This window comes from Pedobacter sp. SL55 (assembly GCF_026625705.1).
GTDB lineage: Bacteria > Bacteroidota > Bacteroidia > Sphingobacteriales > Sphingobacteriaceae > Pedobacter.
The window spans coordinates 3,304,501-3,324,116 of record NZ_CP113059.1 but is presented as its reverse complement, the minus strand read 5'-3'; the positions used below and the strand labels follow the sequence as shown (position 1 = coordinate 3,324,116).

Genomic DNA, 19,616 nt, shown 5'->3' with positions numbered 1-19,616 from the left:
AAATCCCTTTTTTCATTCTTAAGTACATGTTTTTTAAAGGTTAATGAGAGCTCGATGTAAATAATGACCGCATAATGGCGCTCAGGCAAAACTAATGCACTAATATTATTTACATCTCGGTTTCAATTGTAGATATTTTTTTTTAGGTTTGGTGCGTCATAAAAATCAACAAACAGACTAACTCAACTAATTTTATTAATTTATGAATTTAAAGAAGCCTATTGATTTACTTGTTGCCGAATCGGCAGAAAGTGGTGAGGGCACTCTCAAACGTACCTTGAGCAATAGAAGTCTTGTAGCATTAGGTATTGGAGCTATTATTGGTGCAGGTTTATTCTCCTTAACGGGTATCGCTGCTGCAGAGCACGCTGGTCCTGCTGTAACCCTATCATTTGTATTAGCCGCTGTTGGCTGTGCTTTTGCTGGATTATGTTATGCAGAATTTGCCTCTATGATACCTGTAGCGGGTAGTGCATATACCTACTCTTATGCAACTATGGGCGAATTTATGGCCTGGATCATAGGATGGGATTTAGTATTGGAATATGCTCTCGGTGCTGCCACAGTTGGCGTATCATGGTCGGGATATTTTAATAAGCTACTGCATGAATTTGGAGTAGAAATGCCACTTTATCTCAGCAAATCATTTGCAGAAGTAGATGGTGGAGGAATAAACCTACCAGCCATAGTAATTGTGTCATTACTTTCGTTGTTATTAATGCGTGGCACAAAAGAATCTGCAAGCTTAAATAATTTCTTGGTAATTGTTAAAGTTGCCGTAGTATTATTGTTTATAGGCTTAGGTTGGAAATTCATCAATCCTGCATACCATACCCCTTACATTCCAGAAAACACTGGTGTTTATGGCGAATTTGGTATTTCTGGTATCGCATCTGGTGCAGCATTAGTTTTCTTTGCTTTCATTGGTTTCGATGCCGTTTCTACTGCAGCTCAAGAAGCTAAAAATCCTCAAAAAGGGATGCCAATTGGTATCTTAGGTTCGTTAGCAGTTTGTACCGTTTTATACGTTCTATTTGCTCACGTAATGACAGGTTTAGTTCCTTTCGAAATCTTTAAAGGTGATGCATCTCCTGCGGCTACAGCATTTAAAGTAACAGGTTACAGCTGGTTACAAATGGGGTTAATCATTGCTATTTTAGCGGGTTACACATCAGTAATTCTAGTAATGCTAATGGGACAATCTAGGGTATTCTACACCATGTCTAAAGATGGTTTATTGCCAAAATTCTTTAGTAGCATCCATGCAAAATACAGTACTCCATGGAAAACCAATATCTTTTTCATGGTATTTGTAAGTTTATTTGCAGGCTTTGTTCCAGTAACAGATTTAGGTCACATGGTATCAATTGGTACATTATTGGCTTTCTCATTAGTATGTATTGGTGTAATGATCTTACGTAAAACGGATCCTAATAGAGAGCGTCCTTTTAGAACTCCATTAGTACCATTAGTACCAATTTTAGGTATTGTAGTGTGCGTTTACTTAATGTATTCGTTACCTATCGAAGCTTGGGTTAGGTTAGCTATTTGGATGGGCTTAGGGGTAGCGATTTATTTCTTGTATGGCAAGAAAAACTCGGTTCTTGGTAAAAAGAATAATCAAGGATAAGATTTCAAAATTATAGCAAAAGCCTCGATGAAAATCGGGGCTTTTTTTGTGCAGCTTATAATTTTCTTTATCCCTTTCCATTAATAAGATACTTGTATTGTGGCGCTCATAAAAATGGTCATGTGCCTATCAATTTTAAACGAATAAACATATATTTGATTTAGCAAAACCCTGTACTTATAGCGCAAAGCCAACAATATTTGGTTGACTTGACGCCATTTTATGAGGGGTATAAGTAAGTTAGCACCAATTTTAGGACGACAGACAACAATGACAGAACAGGAAATAATTAAGGCAATTAGTAAAGTTGAAGGACTTGGCGGAATGACCGTTAACGAACGACTTTATGTCTGCGGACTTATGGACGAATTTGACAAAGTTCTCATCCTTGACAAAGAAAAAGCGAAGAAAATATTAGAACTTTTGCTTGTTGACAAACCTTCAATTGAAAAAATAGTAAAATAATGGACCTTTCAAATAATAACGCAAAGACTTTATTGCTTGACACACATCAAGACATAGAAGAATATGCAGACACTTTGGTGACTAACATTCTTGACAAAAAAGATTTTAATTTTTTGACATACCCGCCTAATTGTGGCTTAACAGAATTAGAGATTAACGAACTCAAAAAACTTGACAATAATGAACATTTAAGAAATGCTTTAAGAAAGGTAATTGCGGACAATTCAGCAGGTATTGTTTTCAATATGCTAAACTTATTTGACGGAACTGGTTTCCCAAAAAATGACAATGACGATTGGACTGGATTAAAAGTTATAGATGAAGAACCTAATGAAAATTCTGAACCTGTGGACGATTGGTTACACGACAAATTTTACGAAACATATTGGGACTGGAAAAAAATTAGGGGTGATAAAAAATGGAAATTAGACACACACGAAGAATAAAAACTGGTGCTAACAGGCGTTTGGCAAAAGTGGCGGTTCAGTGCTCCGCAGACACATCTGTGGTTAATCAAAGTTTGGTTCTCCGCATCAACATTTGTGGTAAAAATCGCCACCTTCGCCAAGCGCCAGGACGTTGGGCGTAATTGTACACGACCATCGTGCAGACATCAACAGACCGACAAAATGTTTATATTTGACAATTAATTTGACATAACAATGAAATTACCACATCCTATACCTTATCAAGGAAGCAAAAGAAATTTGGCTGACCAAATTTTACGGATGTTTCCTGACAATTTTGACAACCTTATTGAACCATTTGCAGGTTCGGCAGCTATAACTATTGCTTCCGCTTACTTTTTTAAAGCTAATAGTTTTGTCATCAACGACATTAATCAGCCATTAATTAATCTTTGGGACACTATTATCAATAACCCAAAATCAATGGTAAAATCCTACCACGACATTTGGCACGGACAATTAGGCAACGAAGAAGCATATTATTACGAAATACGAGACAAGTTTAACGATACAAAACAACCCGAATATTTGTTATTTCTTTTAGCGAAATGTGTAAAAGCAGCAGTTCGCTACAATGCACAAGGCGGTTTTAACCAAAGCCCCGACAAAAGACGTTTAGGAAGAAACCCTTCTTTAATGCGTGATGACATTTTAAGAGTTTCGCAATTATTGAAAGGCAAAATTCAACTTCATTCAACAGACTATCAAAATGTGCTTGACCTTGCAACCGCAGACGATTTAGTTTACATGGACCCGCCCTACCAAGGCACGGGTGTAAATGGTGGTTTTAATTACGCAGGCAACATTGAATTTGACAACTTCGTTGTTTCGCTTTTTGAATTGAACAATAACAATGTACCATACATTTTAAGCTATGACGGACGGACAGGCGACAAAACTTATGGTAGCCCTTTGCCTGACAATCTCAATTTGACAAAAATTGAAATCAATGCAGGGCGTTCATCACAAGCTACACTTTTAAAGAGAAGTGAAATAACATACGAAGCTGTTTTTTTATCGCCAGCTTTGGTTTCAAAAATTGACTTGCAGAAAGTTACAGGAAAACAAAATTATCAAACAGAACTTTTTGCAAACTAATGTCAGAACAAAAACGAGTTTACCCCAAAGAATTTTTGGAATACGTTCAATCCATCACCAACAAAAGAGCAAAAGTTGTTATTGACCATATTTTGGCTCACGGCTTCATTACAACTGAAGACCTTGAAAAAACTTATGGCTATAATCATCCACCAAGAGCGGCAAGAGATGTTCGTGAGGCAGGAATACCGCTTGAAACTTTCAAGATAAAATCAAGAGACGACAAATCAATTGCGGCTTATAAGTTTGGCGACCTTGCATCTTTACAAACCAACCGAGTTGCAGGACGTATTTTGTTTTCAAAAGACTTCAAACACTCGTTATTTATAGCTTGTGGCGGACGTTGCCAAGTTTGTAACGGACAATTTGAAGAACGTTATTTACAAGTTGACCACAGAGTTCCGTATGAAGTTGGTGGCGACACAACAGACCGAGAGCCTGAACATTTTATGTTGTTGTGTGGTTCTTGCAACCGAGCAAAATCATGGAGTTGTGAACATTGCGACAATTGGAAAACGGAGAAGAAACCACCAGTTTGTATGCAATGCTATTGGGGCAGCCCAGCAAACTACAACCATATTGCAATGGAACAAGTTAGACGACTTGACCTTCAATGGAACGGTGACGAAATCAAATATTATGATGCTTTGAAAGTGATAGCTGACCATAACAAAATTGAACTTCCTGAATTTATAAAACAGCTAATTGCAGACAGAGCGAAACGAAAATAACAACTACGCCCAACAAGGTATTGGCGTTATAGGGGCTGACAGTCAAAGGCTCAACATTTGTATTTCAATTTAGCATTGGTACTGGGTTGGGCTGACGTTCCCTGATTTCCCCTACAACGCCAATACCCGAACCGTTAGCTGTGATTTTAAAAAAGACGACCGTGCTAAAAGAAACATTCATAGAACTTTTGACAAACTACACAGACAGCGACAGTCTGACAAACGAACTATGGACTGAAATCGAGAAAAACTATTCAAGCAAAAAAAGACATTATCATACTTTACATCACCTTGACAACCTACTAACGCAACTGACAGAAGTGAAAAACGAAATACAAAATTGGAACACCATTTTGTTTACTCTTTATTACCACGACATAGTTTCCAATTCTCTGAAATCAGACAATGAAGAAAAAAGTGCTGAACTTGCTGAAAAACGGCTGAAGCAAATTTCGGTTTCTCTTGATACAATAGAACTTTGCAAAAACCAAATTTTAGCAACAAAATCACATATAAAATCAACTGATAGCGACACAAATTATTTTACTGATGCCGACCTTTCTATTTTAGGACAGAATTGGGAAATATATTCATTGTATTATAAAAACGTAAGAAAGGAATATTCGATTTATTCTGATTTCGTTTATAATCCAGGACGAAAGAAAGTTTTAAATCATTTTTTGTCAATGGACAAAATATTTAAAACGGACTTTTTTTACAAGAAATTTGAAAGGCAAGCCAAACAGAACATACAAAAGGAAATAGAATTACTTTGATAACATCTAAAATTGAAATACAGAATATTCTACTAGGATACAAACTTTACTTGTTTTGTAATTCCATCTCTTTTTTCAAAAACTGAATGCGAAAAATTATTGAATACGAACATTATAAACTCATTTCAAAAAGCTATTTTAAATTATCCAACCTATTACAGGAACAACGATAGATTTGTAATGGACAATGATGCTTTAGCTAACCAACTCTTTGAAAAAGTAAAACCTTATCTGCCTGAGACAATCGAAATAAACTCAGTTATTCAAGCCGAAAATGGAGTTTGGCATTTAAAAGAATTGAATAACAGACTTAGATTTTGCAAATATTCAGCTAACCAATATTTCCACAGACATCTTGATGGTGTTCACTATCGAAACGACACAACCCAATCAAAGTTGACGTTTATGATTTATTTGAACAGTGCAACTGAATTTGAAGGTGGACGAACTTTATTTTTCAAAACAAAGGAAACGAATGAAATTTGGGCTTCATACATTCCCAAACAAGGCGACCTAATTGTTTTTGACCACAATGTTTGGCACGAAGGAGAAGTTTTAACGAAAGGCGAAAAATTTGTTTTAAGAAGCGATATTCTATATTCAAAAAAAGAAACCGAAATTAGCAAAGAACCTTTTACTGGTCATTTGGGCTACATATGGTCACTACTCAAAATTGACGACAACACAATTCTAAGTGGTGGCAGGGACAAAGAAATAAAGGCTTGGACTGTTTCAGGAGAACAAAAGCAATCTCTGCAAGGACATCAAAATTCGATTTTGTGTATTGAGAAAATGAATGACGACATTTTTATTTCGGGTTCAAGAGACCGACAAGTAATCGTTTGGAAAGACTACAAAATATTAAATAAAATAAAAGCTCATTCGGCAATTGTGCTTTCGTTGTGCCGTTTAGACAACAACACTTTCGCTTCAAGTAGTGGAGACAATTCCATCAAAATATTTGAACTTGACGGAACTGTTTTAAGAACTTTTAAAGAACACACAAATTGGGTTTGGCAAGTCATAAAACTTGGCGAAAACATTATTGCTTCAAGTTCGGAAGACAACTCAATAAAAATATGGAATTGCGAAATAGAAAAATCAATCAATACTTTTCAAGAAAGCGACCCAATTATTAGTCTTGCTTACAATAAGCAAACAAGACAACTCATCAGCGGAAGTTTGAATGGTGAAATTTCTATCCGAACTTTGACCGACAATTACCAAGAACAAGAAATAATGACATTCAAGGCACATATTGGAATTATTAGAACAATTAAATTTATTGACGACAAACGGTTTGCAACAGGTGGAGAAGATAATAAAGTTAGAATTTGGAGTTTAGACGGACAACTAATTTCAGAACTTGAACATCAAAATTTTGTGCAATCAATCGAACTTTTAGACAACAAGACAATATTAAGTGCATCGTATGACGGGACAATTAAAACTTGGAAACTATGACAACAGAAGAAAAAACCACAGCTAACAGGCGCTTGGCTCAATGGCGGGTGACGTGGTTAATTGTGTGTGCTTCCCTAAATTTCGTACCAATCAAAAATAGAATTTATTGGCATAATTTGTATTCTATTGGTGTTTTATTTTTGAGTGCTCTATGTGGCCTACTATAGTTATAGTCATTCATCCATTCTTCACTTATTGTTCTTACTTCCTGAATTGATTTAAATACGTAGGCATTTAATATATCCCTTCTGAAAGTTCCGTTTAACCTTTCGATATAAGCATTTTGCGTGGGCTCACCAGGCTGAATGAACACAAGTTGGATCTTATTTTCCTTGCTCCAAATATCCAGTTTTGCACTAATAAATTCTGGCCCGTTGTCAACCCTTATCATTTTGGGATAACCCCTTTGCTGGGCGATTTCTTCCAAACTCCTTATTACCCGTAATGTTGGCAGCGATGTGTCTGTTTCTATCGTTAAAACTTCCCTGTTAAAATCATCAATCACGTTCAATAACCTTATTTTTCTGCCATCCCATAAGCTGTCACTCATAAAATCTATGCTCCAGACCTCGTTGATTTTGCCGGGCTGGAACAAAGCCTGTTTTACCCTTGCTGGCAATCTTTTTTTAGCCCTTCTTCTTATGTTCAGTTTTAGTGCGGTGTAAATCCTGTAGAGTTTTTTATGGTTGATCATTTCCCCTGACTTTCTTATCCGATGGTAGCATTGCCAAAAACCTATGCTTACGTGCTTTTCTGTCAAACCATTTAATAGTTCAATGTACTTGTCATCCTGCTTTATGCGGGCCAAGTAACTGAAGCTGCTTCTTGAGATTTTAATGCTATCACAAGCCTTGCGCTTACTGATCTGATGTTCGACAAGCAGAAAAGTAACAGCTTCTTTTTTATCGCAAGGCGCTAAAGCTTTTTTTCAATCAGATCCTTTAGCGCATCGTTCAAAAGTGCCAGATCGGTATACATCCGTTTCAGCTTGGAGTTTTCTGCCTCAAGTTCCTTTAGGCGTTTGAGATCGTTAATTTCCATCCCGCCATATTTGCTTCGCCATCGATAGAAGGTCTTCTCTGATATGCCGTTTGCTCTGGCAATATCTGTTACCTTAACGCCTTTTTCATGCTGTCTCAATATTGAAACAATCTGTGCCTCTGTAAATTGTGTTGTTTTCATAATTGTTAATTAAAAATAGTGTCTTTTTTCTATTTTTAATCGGACCAATTTCGGGGAAGCATACAATAGGTATTGACAAAACGAAAGAATGGGAAGCGGAAAAAGTTGGCTCGACAGTAGAATGGTTTGACAAGTTTGGAGAATTCAATTTTTCTAAGTCAGACTATTTGAAGATGCTTGGAACATTTGAGCAAAGACTACCAATTGACAAATTGCGAATTGAAGAACATATAAAAGAGTGGAATGACAAAAAAACGAACCGCTAACAAGGGTAACTGTTGCACAACCCTGCATTTTCGATAACAATCCAAAAATCAGCACAAAAAGCAACCTATTTTGGAGCGATTTAAGCGTGTTTGTTTTTTTGATGGTAGAAAATAATTCGATTTTTTGAAGGGCTCAATTCGAAGATATGTAGGCCCAGTTAATGCTGTTTTCGAAAAACCAGCACTCTCCCTTTGGCAGGTTTAGTATTTGCGCATTGCGGTAAACTTTTTTGCTGATAAACTTCAGGTATTTCTTCAGATTGTACGTAAGGGCCGCCATTAGAACGTGTTTGTTCGCATTTGCTATACCCCTTGTGTTTACCCTTTTCATGTTGTGGTAATTAAGCAATGTACCCAGAACAGGCTCACACGGAAACTGCGCCGCTTGTCCAGAAAACGGATGTAGTTTGGGCTATGATTCAATTTTTCGTGCATCTCATCGTACAAAGCCTTGTGGACACTATCGTCCAGTTTCTTAAACTTGGTTGCCCTGCCACAACATTCGGCTTGCAACTCCACAAACACAAGGTATTGCCAAAAGCGGGGCTGAAGTTCTTCGATTGAACTTTTGTGCTAAAAATCCGCCACTACGCCAATACCCAAACCGTTAACTGTCAAGCTAAAACGAAACAACGCATAATTTCGAAAACAAAAAATCCTCGATAAACGAGTTACCGAGGATCAATAGCTAAATTGGGTTAATTAATTCTTTCGTTCTACTTCCCTGTCCATTTCGGTCATATTTACGTTGGTAGATTGCGTAAAATCGCCCAACAAGTGGTTATTGAAATAATCTGCCAAACGCCAGAACATGTATTCTGTCATGTCGCCAAAACCGTGGCGCTGGCCAGGAACCAAAATAAAATCGAAACGTTTACCCGCTTTAATTAAAGCATTGGCAACGCGAATACTTCCCGCCGGATGTACATTGTTATCTACGTCGCCATGCATCAATAACAAATGTCCTTTTAGGTTTTTTGCCAAATCTGGGTTTTTATCTATCGAATACTTGAAAGAAGTATCGCCTTTTAACGAAACAATTTCTTTTACGCCATGGTGTTTTTCGCTCCACCAACGGTTATAAATACTGTTATCGTGGTTACCAGCATTAGAAACTGCAACTTTAAAGAAATCTGGATAAACCAACATGGCAGCGGTAGACATAAAACCACCACCAGAGTGGCCAGTAATACCAACTTTATTGGCATCGATATACGAATATTTATCTGCCAGTTGCTCGATGGTTGCTTTTTTATCTGCCAAACCATAATCACGCAAGTTGCCATAACCGTAAGTATGGTACCATTTAGATCGGGCCGGATGCCCGCCCCTATTGCCCACGGTAACCACAACGTAACCTAATTGCGCCAAGCGATCTGTTCTATCCATACTTTTACCGAAAGATTTGTTTACCGCTTCTGTTTGTGGACCCGGATACACATATTCGATTACAGGATATTTTTTAGTTGCATCAAAGTTGAAAGGCTTGTACATTACGCCATATAAATCGGTAATGCCATCGTCTGCTTTAACTTTAAATGGCTCGGGAAATTTGTATCCGGCGGCCATCAATAACGATAAATCAGCGGTTTCCAGTTCCATTACTTTCATGCCATTGTTATCGTACAAGGTAGATTTTGGAACCGTATTCACTCTCGAATAGTTGTTAACGAAGAAGCGCCCAGCATCATTCATACTTGCCGCATGATCAAAATCTCCAGCATTTAACAGTTTCAAACCAGAACCATCAAAATTTACACGATATAAGTGATAGTAATATGGATCTTCCTTAGCTTCTCTACCGTTGGCAGTAAAATAAAGCACTCTTGCTTTCTCATCGATATTTACAATGTCTTCGCAATGGAAAGAACCTTTGGTAATTTGATTTTTTAGCTTGCCGTTTTCATCAAACAGGTAAAAGTGGCCCCAACCATCACGTTCGCTCCAGTGAATTAGTTCTTTACCACCGTTTACCAAACCGGGGCGCTGCACTTCTACATAAGTATTAAATCGTTCTTCTATTACAGGTTTAACCGTTCCACTTTTTACATCAACTACACAAATATCAATACGTTTTAAGTCGCGGCTGGTGCGGCCCATGTAAAACTTATTGTTGTCTCCTAGCCATAACGCAGGGCGAAATTCATTGTCCCTATCCGAATTAAGTGCAGGCTTGCTGTAAGTATTTAAGCTTTGATCTTTAAACGCAGCCACATTTAACTTTCTCCCAGTTTTAGCAGCAAAATCAAACAACCACACTTCATCTTTTGGCGCTTCGGCCTCGCCTGGCATTTGATATTTGTAAGTTTCTAGCGTTGGCCTGCCAGCCGAAACACTATTAATTACCCAAAGGTCCTTAACTTTGCGGCTATCAGAACGCTGGATCACAAAATATTTAGAATCTGGCGACCACAAAACGAAAGCTCTTCTACGTTTCTTATCGTTTTTAATTACTTCCTCGTTATTTTCTCCGCTTCCATCACTACCAAAAGAGTAATACTTTACCCCTTCTTTGGTTAGTTGATGCTCTACAATAATTATCTTCTTCGTTTTTCAACGCTTTTTGATAATTGGCTTTATCCATCCAAAACAAATTGTAATTACGGGTAAACACAATTGCAGACGAGTCTGGCGCTACAGCTCCCCAACTTGGTTTTGGCTTAGCTTTTTTGTAGTTTTTAATTTCAGTTAATTTTTGTCCAGCTAATTCATACTGAAACTTGAAGATCTTTTTCTGCATCGAATCTGCAGCTTTTTTGTCTTTCCTATCAGGTTTTACTTCTTCAATGGTACTTTTAATTTCAAATGTGATACTTTTTTCATCATCACTAAATTTCAGGTTCTCAATGGGCAAATGTTGTCCATCAAAGGGATCACGTATAATTAAGGTAATTTCTGCAGCTAGTTTTTCAGCATCAAAAAGTGCTTTTTTGCTTTTAGAAGATGGGTCTACGATGTACCAGCTTTTTCCGCTAGGCGTTTCATATTCGTACCAAAAACGGTTGCCCTGTTTTAACCAATGCGGATCTACAGCAGTAGAGTAAATCATTTTCTTGATTTTGCTTGGCGAAAACCTTGCCGCTTGTTGGTAATTGGCTTTTTGCGGTGCTTCAACAGTTTCTGTAGTGGTAATGGTTTTGGTTTGCGCTAAAACATTACTTGCAGAAAGTAAGCCCAACAAAGAAAAAAAGTAAATTTTCTTCATTCTTATAAATTAGTTAAGTGTGGTTTTTAAAAATGCTAATTTAATTCAAAAATGAAATCTTGCTGTTGTTTCTTATGTAATAATTAAGTGAGTTTGGGTTTAAATTAAACAAGTTGACATTTTTATCAACTTCTCTATTTTTTAACTGATTATTTTTTAAAACCGAATAAAAAATAGCTACAATTATTTTATCAACACCGCTATCAATTATAAGGTTATTGCTTAGTTTTGCTTACTTATAATGTACTTAATGAAGAAATTTTTCTTACCTCTAATTGCAATGGCGCTATTTTACGGTGTCGGATGCCAATCTAAATCGCAGTCTAGTAAAACAAGCGATGTTAAAGATAGTGTTGAAACTTCTGCAGAAGCCGCAACAAATGAAAATAACGCTACGCATATTGATACCAAAAATATTAAAGTAGCTGATGCCAAAACCATTTTAGCTAGACCGCAAGTACCTATTTTGTGTTACCACCAAGTACGTAACTGGAGAGCTACCGATGGTGCAATGGGTAAAGATTATACGGTAGAAATACAGAACTTCAAAGATCAAATGAAGATGTTGTCTGATAGTGGCTACCACACCATTTTACCAGATCAGCTTTATGCGTATTTAAACGAAGGCAAACCGTTACCTAAAAAACCGATCATGTTGACCTTTGATGATACCGTTTTAGATCAATTTACGGTAGTAAACCCAACCTTAAAAAAATACGGTTACAAGGCTGCTTATTTTATCATGACGGTTTCTATTGGTAAAAAAGGAAAATTTGTAAACTACATGAGCGCCGATCAGATTAAGCAGCTTGCAGACGAAGGCAATACCATTGGTAGCCATACTTACGACCATAAAAACTTTAAAAAATACACAGGTAAAGATTGGGAAGAACAATTAGATAAGCCTACAAAGAAATTGGAAGAGATTACTGGTAAAAAGATCGAATACTTTGCTTATCCGTTTGGCTTATGGAACAAGGAAGGTTTTCCAGAGTTAAAGAAAAGGGGCTTTAAAATGGCATTTGCTTTAGCTGATAAGCGTGATGAAAACGATCCGTTAATGTGTGTGAGAAGAATTATCGCTAGCGGACATTGGAGCCCAAAAACTTTGCACAACAATATTGTAAAGAGTTTTTAAATACGCTTTAAACCATGAAAAGATTTTTACTTGGGGCATTTTTATGCCCCTTTGTATTTTCGGCTTGTCAGTCAACTTCTGCTGAAACAGATTCTACTACTTTGGTCACTAATGATACAGCTGTAAAAAAGCAGGTTAAAGCAGAACTAAGCATCCAACCTGCCGACGCTGCCACAATTTTAGCAAAAAAAGAAGTGCCAGTTTTGTGCTACCATCAAATTAGAGAATGGACTGCTAGCGATGGCAAACGAGCGAAAGACGACATCATTTCTCCAACTAAATTTAAGGAACATGTAAAAATGTTGGCAGATAGCGGTTACCATTCCATCTTGCCAGATCAGTTATACGATTATTTGGCTTATGGAAAACCCTTGCCAGAAAAACCCATCATGTTTACTTTCGATGATACAGATTTGGATCAATTTACTGTGGCCTATCCAACCTTAAAACAATATGGCTTTAAAGGCCTGTATTTTATTATGACGGTTGCCATAGGTAAAAAAGGTAGAATTGCTTACATGAACGCCCAGCAAATTAAAGAACTTGCTGATCAAGGAAATGTGATTGCCAGCCACACTTACGATCATAAAAATTTTGCAAAATTTACAGACGAAGATTGGAAAACGCAGATTGACGAACCTACCCAAAAATTGGAAAGAATTACTGGGAAAAAGGTAGAATACTTCGCTTACCCTTATGGTGTTTACAAAGCAAGTTTACTACCCAAACTGAAAGAACATGGTTTTAAGGCAGCTTTTATTCTATCTACCAAAAGGGATGAAAACTATCCGTTATACACCATCAGAAGAATTATTGATCCGGGAAATTATACTGCTAAAAACTTAATGCACAGCATTAAAAAGAGTTTTAAGTAATGTCTTTAATTAGATAAGTTTTACCATTAAAATCAAACTGTTCTCCAGTTGCTTTACCAATTAGCATTTTACCAATGGGCGAAGCCGCAGAAATAGCAAAATAAGTTTGGCCCGCTAGCTGTAGTTGGCCTGCGCTAATACTAATATAGAAGTTGCCGTTATTGGTAATTACCAAATTTCCGCTTCTTGCTTTCGTTGTTTCTGCTACATCAGCGAGTGTTAACAAAACAGATTTTTGTTGCTGTGCATCGGCTAGTAATTGCTTGTTACGGTTAATATCTTGCTGTGCCATCTCCCGACCAGTTTCAAACTTATCGCCAGCGCTGCTCTTAGTATCGTCGTTACTGGCCTCTTGTGCTTGCTGCAATGCCTCGGTTGCTGTAGCTATTCGTTTTTCAATAAATGCTAAGCAAAGCTGATATAGTTGATCTTTCAAATTTTGGTTAACTGGTTAATTGCTGATTTGGTTAATTGTTGAATTGTTGAGACGCTAACTGCCAACTGCTCATTGAAAATTGGTTTTTATTTCCCCGCAGATGTTCGCAGATTTTAGCCCGCTGATGGTTGGAGATTTTCTAGCTCTTTGATAATTGGTTATTGATAATTGGTTATTGATTATTGAAATTTGAATACACTATTTCTACTCCTAGCTCCTAATCCCTGACCACTGATCCCTGTCCCCTATACTTCCATCCACTTCACTTTCTCGCTCATTGGTGTACGTTTGGCTTCTCTAGGCTCTGCATTATGATAGCCCATATAGAACAAACCGTAACATTTTTCATTTTCGCTTAAACCCAGGAAATCGCCTAAATGGTCAATCAAAGGTGGCGAACTCCAATAGGCACCAACATTTAGAACTTCGGCTGTTAATGCCATATTTTGTACTGCGCAAGCTACTGCTGCAATCTCTTCCCAATTGGGCACTTTATCTTCATGAAACTGAACGCAGATCGCAATAATTACATTAGCTTGTGATGTTTTTTGAGCAAAACTATCGTACTTTTTCTGTAAGAACTTCTCTTTAGGGATAACTCTCTGATAAATAGCTCCCAATTCGGCACCTAACTTTGCTTTGGCATCTTTTGTAATTACAGTAAAACGCCAAGGCTGTGTTAATTTATGTGTAGGTGCATAGTTGGCACTTTCTAAAATCTGTTCAATAATAGCTGTAGGTATTTCTTCATGCGTGTAGCTTTCTGGAAAAACACTTCTTCTATTTTTTATAATTTCCGATAAGATTGCTGCTTTAGTACTCATAGCCCAAAAGTAAGGTTTTAAGTATGATTTAAATGTTTACAACTTGTAAAATTGAAATTTCGAGAATACTTACTTTAAATTTATTGTTTTTCAATAAATATTTATTTATAATTGCATATAATTTTAAATTTATGACTAAACAAGAAGCCACTACTTCTAGTAGAATTATAACCATTATGAACGTGTTATTCTGGATTGTATTTATTGGTTTATGCATTAAAACCGGTACCATACTTTTTTCTTTTATAGTTGGCTTGCTTGGAAACTCAATACCTACAGAAAAACTTTATTTAGAGCTAAATATCTCAGAATTGTACAATTTGGGGATATTTCACTATCTTAATATTGGATTAATTTTATTAATTGTACCTGCCTTGAAAACTTATATGGCCTACTTAGCAGTTAAAATTTCAATGAAAATTAATTTAAAAGAGCCTTTTAGCAAAGCGATTTGTAAAGGGGTAGCGCAAATAAGCTATCTAGCATTAACTGTTGGGATATTGCAACTTTGTGGACAATCTTATTGCAAAGAGCTCCTAAAGCGAGGTTTTTCTTTACCAAATATTTCCGGATATTTTGGTTATGGTGGCGAGTTTCTATTTTTAGCGGGAATTATCTTTATTATTGCACAAGTTTTTAAAAGAGGGCTGGAAATTCAGTCGGAAAATGAACTAACGATATAATTATGCCTATTGTAGTAAATTTAGATGTGATGATGGCGAAGCGTAAAATGTCGTTGAATGAACTTTCGCAAAAGGTAGATTTAACGCTATCTAACCTTTCTATCTTAAAAACCGGAAAGGCTAAGGCAATACGTTTTAGCACTTTAGAGGCTATTTGTAAAGTTTTAAATTGCCAACCAGGGGATATTTTAGAGTATGTAGAAGAGTGAGTTTGCCATAGATGCACAGATCAAATCTGTGAAAATTGATCATCACAACATCTCTATTTAAGCTAATACACTTTAAACTATATCATATAATTATTTACGGTTTTATACGCTAAAAAGTTACACTTAGCAAATAAAAAATCTGTGTATCTGTGGCTAAAACTATCTACCTGTTAACTGTTTTCTTATTTGCTTTACTTTTGCAAAAAAGGCAATACTTTCTCTATCTACTAAGTAATCCATTGTTTCGATGAGTTCATTTTTAATCCATGGGTGCTTTATAGATAAATTAGCCAAAATATTTAAGCAGTGCGATTTAATCGCCACAGGCACGTTTTCATCAATTAACCAAGCAAAAGCAGTTTCTACAAGTTCTTCTGTTTGATAATTACCGATGACCTCTTTGATTTCGGGCAGCGCATTCTTTTTGGTTAGCAAAGCTAATATTTTACTGAAATGCCTACGGGCAGATAGGTTATCTTGACGAGAAAAATTAGCGAAAAAATGAGTTACATAAGGCAGAAATCCCCTAGGATTATTTGCATAAATGTTCTCCAAAATCCATGCGGCTCTAAAGCCAATTTGCTCTTCTTCATGAAAAGTTAAATCGATAATCTCTTTTACGGCATTGGCTTGTTTACCAGCATTCTGTGCCAATTGGTCTACCTTAGCTTTTGATAATGTAGTTTTGATATCTGCGATTAACTGATCTTTCATATTACCTTCTAAATTAAAAATAAACCACATAGAAACATAATTATTGCGATGTACCTATGTGGTTTTAAAAAAAGCAAGTTTCGGATTTTAAAACACATCTACTCTCGCCATATTTGTATAATTTTAAAGCTGATGAACACGCAAGAAGAAGTAAATTACCAGAGGATTGCCAAGGCCATTGATTATATCAAAACGCATTTCAAAAACCAACCTAATTTAGATGAGGTAGCCGAAAAAGTGAATTTGAGCCCGTTTCATTTTCAAAGGTTGTTTACCGAATGGGCTGGTGTAAGTCCGAAAAAGTTTTTGCAATATGTGAGTGTAAACCACGCCAAAAGTTTACTACAAACTGAGCAAGCTAATTTATTCGATGTGGCTTTTGAAACCGGACTTTCGGGAACTAGCCGTTTACACGATTTGTTTGTGAACATAGAAGGGATGACACCCGCAGAGTATAAAAATGGGGGTATAGAATTAACGATTAACTACAGCTTTTCTGCCACGCACTTTGGAAATTTACTTACAGCATCTACCGCCAAAGGCATTTGCTATATGGCTTTTTATGAAGATAAACCAAGCGCTTTCACTTTACTTAAAGCAAAATTCCCTAATGCAAAATATGTAGAAAAACTAGATGGGTTACAGCAAAATGCTTCGTTTATCTTTCAAAAAGATTGGTCTAAACTTAACGAGGTAAAACTGCATTTAAAAGGTACTGATTTTCAGTTGAAAGTATGGGAAACACTACTAAAAATCCCAATGGGAAAACTTTCTACTTATGGAAAATTAGCCAATGAAATTGGAAATCCAAATGCTTCTAGAGCTGTTGGCACCGCCATTGGCAGCAACCCAATTGCCTTTTTAATTCCTTGCCACAGAGTGATACAAAGCAGCGGAACTTTTGGCGGCTACATGTGGGGAAATACACGTAAAACTGCGATTATTGGTTGGGAGCAGGCTTTTGTTAGTGGTTAGGTACTAGGGATTAGGTGTTAGGTATTAGTGAAGACTTTTTTTAGTAAATTTATTCTTACATCAAACTACTACCTATGTCTATTAAATGTTTTGAAGATGTTATTGCTTGGCAAAAAGCACAAGACATCGCAGTTATTGTATATAAAGAATTTAAAAATAATAACGATTGGGATTTTCGCAGTCAGATATGTCGTGCTTCGGTTTCAATCTCGAACAATATTGCGGAGGGCTTTGATCGAGCTACCAAGCCTGAATTTAAAAGGTTCCTTTATATCGCCTTAGCATCAAATAGCGAAGTTAGATCTATGTTGCATTTAGGCCTACGACTGGGTTATATTAATGAAAAAACTTTCAAAACACTTTTATCACAATCTGAAGAAGTTGCAAAGATTATCAGCGGACTAATCAAATCTCTAATACCTAAACCCTAATACCTAGCCACTAGAATGAACTTATTCTCAAACCAACACTCGCCATTAACCAACCTCCTCCCAAAAGAAGGAACCGTAAATTACTATGGTACCATTTTCAGCAAAGCTGATGCTGATTTTTACTATGAACGCTTATTAAATTATATCGCTTGGGAAAACGATCAAGCCATAATTTTTGGCAAGCTGATCACAACTAAACGAAAAGTTGCTTGGTACGGCGAAAAACCATTTGAATATACTTACTCCAACATTAAAAAAACTGCCCTTCCTTGGATTAACGAACTTTTAACTTTAAAGCAGAAAGCTGAAGAACTCTGTGGAGAAACCTTTAATTCTTGCTTGTTAAACTTATACCATAACGGCAATGAGGGCATGGCTTGGCACAGCGATGGCGAAAAAGATTTAAAGAAAAACGGAGCCATTGCCTCTTTAAGTTTTGGCGCAGAACGTAAATTTGCGTTTAAACACAAAGTGGATAAAACTACGGTTTCACTACAGTTAGCTCACGGTAGTTTATTGATCATGAAGGATGAAACACAAACACACTGGTTGCATCGCTTACCTCCTACTAAAATGATCAGTAAACCTAGAATAAACTTAACCTTTAGAACTATAGTTGGATGAGAAAGTTAATAAGCACGTCATTGCGAGGCACGAAGCAATCTTAAAGCAATAAGTAGCGACCGTTGTAAGATTGCTTCGTGCGCCTCGCAATAACGACCTGAGAACTACCCGTGCTTTTTGGCCTTATTCATCTTCGCTTTTTCGCCACTGCTATAATTGGTAGTTTTGGCATTACTTTCTTTTTTAGGTTGAAAAGCAGCATTTCTAAAAGCCTCTTCTTCAGCTTTGGCACGTTCTAACTCTTTAGCGTGCTTGCTTTTTTGTTTATTGGCCTTGCTCACATCTTCTATCAGTAAATCTTCGGGCAATTCTGCTTCCTCAATTCTCTGCCCTAAAGCTTGCTCTATTTTTCTTAACTCCGGCAATTCTAAATCGGTAATAAAATTTAGAGAAACCAAATCAACCTCTTCCGTTTTAATTACCCTATTGATGTAATGCATTCTATCTTCAGGCAGCTCAAAATGAAAAATAAATGGAATGCCACTCAAAGTTACTTCTTCAAAATTTTCGTTAGCTACAATCAACACCCTAGCTTTGTCATTGATTTTAAAAGCTTCTAAACTTTCGAACCCAGCTTCATCAAAAAACAGTGGTTTATAAACAAAAACATCATCAGCTTTGCCATCAAAAAGATCTTTTGATAAAGTTTGGGCAGTTAAACGAGTATTGACAAACACCACTACCTTATCAAAAACCTCAGTATCTTTTAAAAGCAGGTTTAACAAATTGAGCTTAGTACGAAAATTTGGCACATGATAAACCATTTGCGGATAAGTTTCTACTTCCGCTTCTAACAATTCGTCTACTTCAATGGTAGCTGGCATTAGCATGAAATCTTCGATCATATACTCCAACTTCTCATGCATCACTTCGGTAAAAACCAAATGCTGACACTTTTGGATGCTTCTTGCCAATTCATTAACTGGCAACTGCAAGCCTTGTTTTACCAAATCTGAAGCATCATCTAAAACCATCATCTGGATTTTATTGGTATTTAATCCCAATTTCAAATAAATTGCCCTAGCTCTAGATGGAATGGCGACAACAATATCAACGCCATCGGTTAAGTCTTCTACCTGAGTATCAATAGGATCATCTGCATGAATACCAATTATTCTAAAGGTATTGTTTCTATTCAGTTTACTAAAGTAATCCAATACCTCTAACACCTTCTCTTTAGTAGGCACTAAAATTAAAGCCCTAGGTGCATCGCCACCGCCAGTTTTCAAACGCATTAAAGTAGCCAACACATAAGTGGTTGTTTTACCACTTCCCTCTGGGGCAATGGCAATTACATCCTGTCCGCCCAAAATTCTAGACATGGTTTTTAACTGTACCTCTTTTGGCGACAAACATCCCAATGCACTCATGGCCGAAACCAATGGCTTACTTAATTTTAACTGTTCTAATGACACGCTTCGAT

General features: G+C 36.7%; 23 protein-coding genes. 15 read left to right on the top strand and 8 right to left on the bottom strand.

Translation table 11 applies throughout. The features are described from left to right. The first annotated feature begins 202 nt into the window (after positions 1–202). From OVA16_RS14825 to OVA16_RS14795, 7 genes are all read left to right on the top strand, one after another. On the top strand, positions 203–1,630 hold the full coding sequence (locus OVA16_RS14825) for an amino acid permease (RefSeq protein WP_267760860.1): 1,428 nt from the start codon (positions 203–205) through the stop codon (positions 1,628–1,630). A 270-nt stretch (positions 1,631–1,900) separates the two neighbouring features. Further along, positions 1,901–2,095, top strand: a complete 195-nt coding sequence (locus OVA16_RS14820) for a hypothetical protein (RefSeq protein WP_267760857.1) — start codon at positions 1,901–1,903, stop codon at positions 2,093–2,095. Further along, complete coding sequence (locus OVA16_RS14815; RefSeq protein ID WP_267760854.1) at positions 2,095–2,541, top strand: hypothetical protein; 447 nt, start codon at positions 2,095–2,097, stop codon at positions 2,539–2,541. Before OVA16_RS14820 ends, OVA16_RS14815 begins: the two co-directional genes overlap by 1 nt. 216 nt (positions 2,542–2,757) lie before the next feature. After that, positions 2,758–3,660 carry a DNA adenine methylase gene (locus tag OVA16_RS14810; protein WP_267760852.1) on the top strand — a complete coding sequence of 301 codons (903 nt, stop codon included), beginning with the start codon at positions 2,758–2,760 and terminating at the stop codon, positions 3,658–3,660. Continuing rightward, on the top strand, positions 3,660–4,391 hold the full coding sequence (locus OVA16_RS14805) for an HNH endonuclease (protein ID WP_267760850.1): 732 nt from the start codon (positions 3,660–3,662) through the stop codon (positions 4,389–4,391). Before OVA16_RS14810 ends, OVA16_RS14805 begins: the two co-directional genes overlap by 1 nt. A gap of 161 nt (positions 4,392–4,552) precedes the next feature. Further along, positions 4,553–5,167, top strand: coding sequence for a hypothetical protein (locus OVA16_RS14800; protein WP_267760846.1), 615 nt, complete (start codon positions 4,553–4,555; stop codon positions 5,165–5,167). Positions 5,168–5,347: 180 nt separating this feature from the next. Next, positions 5,348–6,631, top strand: coding sequence for a 2OG-Fe(II) oxygenase (locus OVA16_RS14795; protein WP_267760843.1), 1,284 nt, complete (start codon positions 5,348–5,350; stop codon positions 6,629–6,631). Positions 6,632–6,734: 103 nt separating this feature from the next. Here the strand turns inward: OVA16_RS14795 and OVA16_RS14790 are convergent. Further along, positions 6,735–7,813, bottom strand: a protein-coding gene (locus tag OVA16_RS14790) for an IS3 family transposase (protein ID WP_267759787.1) whose coding sequence is annotated in 2 segments (ribosomal slippage) — positions 6,735–7,552 and positions 7,552–7,813 — 1,080 coding nt in all. Because the reading frame shifts where the segments join, the coding sequence is not laid out codon by codon here. A gap of 2 nt (positions 7,814–7,815) precedes the next feature. On the opposite strand from OVA16_RS14790, the gene OVA16_RS14785 reads away from it, so the two are divergent. Continuing rightward, positions 7,816–8,079: a hypothetical protein gene (locus tag OVA16_RS14785; protein ID WP_267760840.1), complete on the top strand. Its 264-nt coding sequence runs from the start codon at positions 7,816–7,818 to the stop codon at positions 8,077–8,079. Positions 8,080–8,212: 133 nt separating this feature from the next. Here the strand turns inward: OVA16_RS14785 and OVA16_RS14780 are convergent, their stop codons facing one another. From OVA16_RS14780 to OVA16_RS14770, 3 genes are all read right to left on the bottom strand, one after another. Further along, positions 8,213–8,410: a hypothetical protein gene (locus OVA16_RS14780; protein WP_267760831.1), complete on the bottom strand. Its 198-nt coding sequence runs from the start codon at positions 8,408–8,410 to the stop codon at positions 8,213–8,215. Positions 8,411–8,781: 371 nt separating this feature from the next. After that, entirely contained in the window at positions 8,782–10,467 is a 1,686-nt protein-coding gene (locus OVA16_RS14775) for a S9 family peptidase (RefSeq protein ID WP_267760827.1), read from the bottom strand. A gap of 94 nt (positions 10,468–10,561) precedes the next feature. After that, positions 10,562–11,284, bottom strand: coding sequence for a hypothetical protein (locus OVA16_RS14770; protein WP_267760825.1), 723 nt, complete (start codon positions 11,282–11,284; stop codon positions 10,562–10,564). A 250-nt stretch (positions 11,285–11,534) separates the two neighbouring features. Here OVA16_RS14770 and OVA16_RS14765 point away from each other — a divergent pair, with 250 nt between their 5' ends. Both OVA16_RS14765 and OVA16_RS14760 read left to right on the top strand, forming a co-directional pair. After that, entirely contained in the window at positions 11,535–12,422 is an 888-nt protein-coding gene (locus OVA16_RS14765; RefSeq protein WP_267760823.1) for a polysaccharide deacetylase family protein, read from the top strand. A 14-nt stretch (positions 12,423–12,436) separates the two neighbouring features. After that, positions 12,437–13,297: a polysaccharide deacetylase family protein gene (locus OVA16_RS14760; RefSeq protein WP_267760820.1), complete on the top strand. Its 861-nt coding sequence runs from the start codon at positions 12,437–12,439 to the stop codon at positions 13,295–13,297. On the opposite strand, the gene OVA16_RS14755 is transcribed toward OVA16_RS14760, so the two are convergent. Together OVA16_RS14755 and OVA16_RS14750 are read right to left on the bottom strand one after the other, a co-directional pair. Further along, on the bottom strand, positions 13,290–13,733 hold the full coding sequence (locus OVA16_RS14755; RefSeq protein WP_267760817.1) for a 3-oxoacyl-ACP synthase: 444 nt from the start codon (positions 13,731–13,733) through the stop codon (positions 13,290–13,292). The genes OVA16_RS14760 and OVA16_RS14755 overlap by 8 nt on opposite strands. A gap of 245 nt (positions 13,734–13,978) precedes the next feature. Then, a complete protein-coding gene (locus tag OVA16_RS14750; protein ID WP_267760814.1) occupies positions 13,979–14,557 on the bottom strand; it encodes a nitroreductase family protein in 579 nt (192 codons plus the stop codon). A gap of 32 nt (positions 14,558–14,589) precedes the next feature. On the opposite strand from OVA16_RS14750, the gene OVA16_RS14745 reads away from it, so the two are divergent. Together OVA16_RS14745 and OVA16_RS14740 are read left to right on the top strand one after the other, a co-directional pair. Further along, the gene (locus OVA16_RS14745) at positions 14,590–15,240 is read left to right on the top strand and encodes a DUF2975 domain-containing protein (protein ID WP_267760812.1); all 651 of its coding nucleotides are present in this window, start codon (positions 14,590–14,592) and stop codon (positions 15,238–15,240) included. Between the two features lie 2 nt (positions 15,241–15,242). Then, entirely contained in the window at positions 15,243–15,449 is a 207-nt protein-coding gene (locus OVA16_RS14740; RefSeq protein ID WP_267760809.1) for a helix-turn-helix domain-containing protein, read from the top strand. 159 nt (positions 15,450–15,608) lie between these two features. Here OVA16_RS14740 and OVA16_RS14735 read toward each other — a convergent pair whose 3' ends face one another. Further along, positions 15,609–16,163 (bottom strand): hypothetical protein, encoded by a 555-nt coding sequence (locus tag OVA16_RS14735; protein ID WP_267760807.1) that lies wholly within the window; start codon positions 16,161–16,163, stop codon positions 15,609–15,611. A 132-nt stretch (positions 16,164–16,295) separates the two neighbouring features. Here OVA16_RS14735 and OVA16_RS14730 point away from each other — a divergent pair, with 132 nt between their 5' ends. The 3 genes from OVA16_RS14730 to OVA16_RS14720 all read left to right on the top strand — a co-directional run bounded on the left by OVA16_RS14730 (position 16,296) and on the right by OVA16_RS14720 (position 18,193). After that, positions 16,296–17,138 (top strand): bifunctional helix-turn-helix domain-containing protein/methylated-DNA--[protein]-cysteine S-methyltransferase, encoded by an 843-nt coding sequence (locus OVA16_RS14730; protein ID WP_267760803.1) that lies wholly within the window; start codon positions 16,296–16,298, stop codon positions 17,136–17,138. A gap of 74 nt (positions 17,139–17,212) precedes the next feature. Then, entirely contained in the window at positions 17,213–17,569 is a 357-nt protein-coding gene (locus tag OVA16_RS14725) for a four helix bundle protein (RefSeq protein WP_267760801.1), read from the top strand. A 15-nt stretch (positions 17,570–17,584) separates the two neighbouring features. Beyond that, the gene (locus OVA16_RS14720) at positions 17,585–18,193 is read left to right on the top strand and encodes an alpha-ketoglutarate-dependent dioxygenase AlkB family protein (protein WP_267760798.1); all 609 of its coding nucleotides are present in this window, start codon (positions 17,585–17,587) and stop codon (positions 18,191–18,193) included. 104 nt (positions 18,194–18,297) lie between these two features. Here OVA16_RS14720 and OVA16_RS14715 read toward each other — a convergent pair whose 3' ends face one another. Next, a complete protein-coding gene (locus OVA16_RS14715) occupies positions 18,298–19,608 on the bottom strand; it encodes a DEAD/DEAH box helicase (protein WP_267760794.1) in 1,311 nt (436 codons plus the stop codon). Between the last annotated feature and the right edge of the window lie 8 nt (positions 19,609–19,616).

Excerpts from the sequence above, each read along its gene's own strand:
- OVA16_RS14825 (WP_267760860.1), top strand. The coding sequence starts at position 203 with ATGAATTTAAAGAAGCCTATTGATTTACTTGTTGCCGAATCGGCAGAA.
- OVA16_RS14820 (WP_267760857.1), top strand. The coding sequence starts at position 1,901 with ATGACAGAACAGGAAATAATTAAGGCAATTAGTAAAGTTGAAGGACTT.
- OVA16_RS14815 (WP_267760854.1), top strand. The coding sequence starts at position 2,095 with ATGGACCTTTCAAATAATAACGCAAAGACTTTATTGCTTGACACACAT.
- OVA16_RS14810 (WP_267760852.1), top strand. The coding sequence starts at position 2,758 with ATGAAATTACCACATCCTATACCTTATCAAGGAAGCAAAAGAAATTTG.
- OVA16_RS14805 (WP_267760850.1), top strand. The coding sequence starts at position 3,660 with ATGTCAGAACAAAAACGAGTTTACCCCAAAGAATTTTTGGAATACGTT.
- OVA16_RS14795 (WP_267760843.1), top strand. The coding sequence starts at position 5,348 with ATGGACAATGATGCTTTAGCTAACCAACTCTTTGAAAAAGTAAAACCT.
- OVA16_RS14780 (WP_267760831.1), bottom strand. The coding sequence starts at position 8,410 with ATGAAAAGGGTAAACACAAGGGGTATAGCAAATGCGAACAAACACGTT.
- OVA16_RS14770 (WP_267760825.1), bottom strand. The coding sequence starts at position 11,284 with ATGAAGAAAATTTACTTTTTTTCTTTGTTGGGCTTACTTTCTGCAAGT.
- OVA16_RS14765 (WP_267760823.1), top strand. The coding sequence starts at position 11,535 with ATGAAGAAATTTTTCTTACCTCTAATTGCAATGGCGCTATTTTACGGT.
- OVA16_RS14760 (WP_267760820.1), top strand. The coding sequence starts at position 12,437 with ATGAAAAGATTTTTACTTGGGGCATTTTTATGCCCCTTTGTATTTTCG.
- OVA16_RS14750 (WP_267760814.1), bottom strand. The coding sequence starts at position 14,557 with ATGAGTACTAAAGCAGCAATCTTATCGGAAATTATAAAAAATAGAAGA.
- OVA16_RS14745 (WP_267760812.1), top strand. The coding sequence starts at position 14,590 with ATGTTTACAACTTGTAAAATTGAAATTTCGAGAATACTTACTTTAAAT.
- OVA16_RS14740 (WP_267760809.1), top strand. The coding sequence starts at position 15,243 with ATGCCTATTGTAGTAAATTTAGATGTGATGATGGCGAAGCGTAAAATG.
- OVA16_RS14735 (WP_267760807.1), bottom strand. The coding sequence starts at position 16,163 with ATGAAAGATCAGTTAATCGCAGATATCAAAACTACATTATCAAAAGCT.
- OVA16_RS14730 (WP_267760803.1), top strand. The coding sequence starts at position 16,296 with ATGAACACGCAAGAAGAAGTAAATTACCAGAGGATTGCCAAGGCCATT.
- OVA16_RS14725 (WP_267760801.1), top strand. The coding sequence starts at position 17,213 with ATGTCTATTAAATGTTTTGAAGATGTTATTGCTTGGCAAAAAGCACAA.
- OVA16_RS14720 (WP_267760798.1), top strand. The coding sequence starts at position 17,585 with ATGAACTTATTCTCAAACCAACACTCGCCATTAACCAACCTCCTCCCA.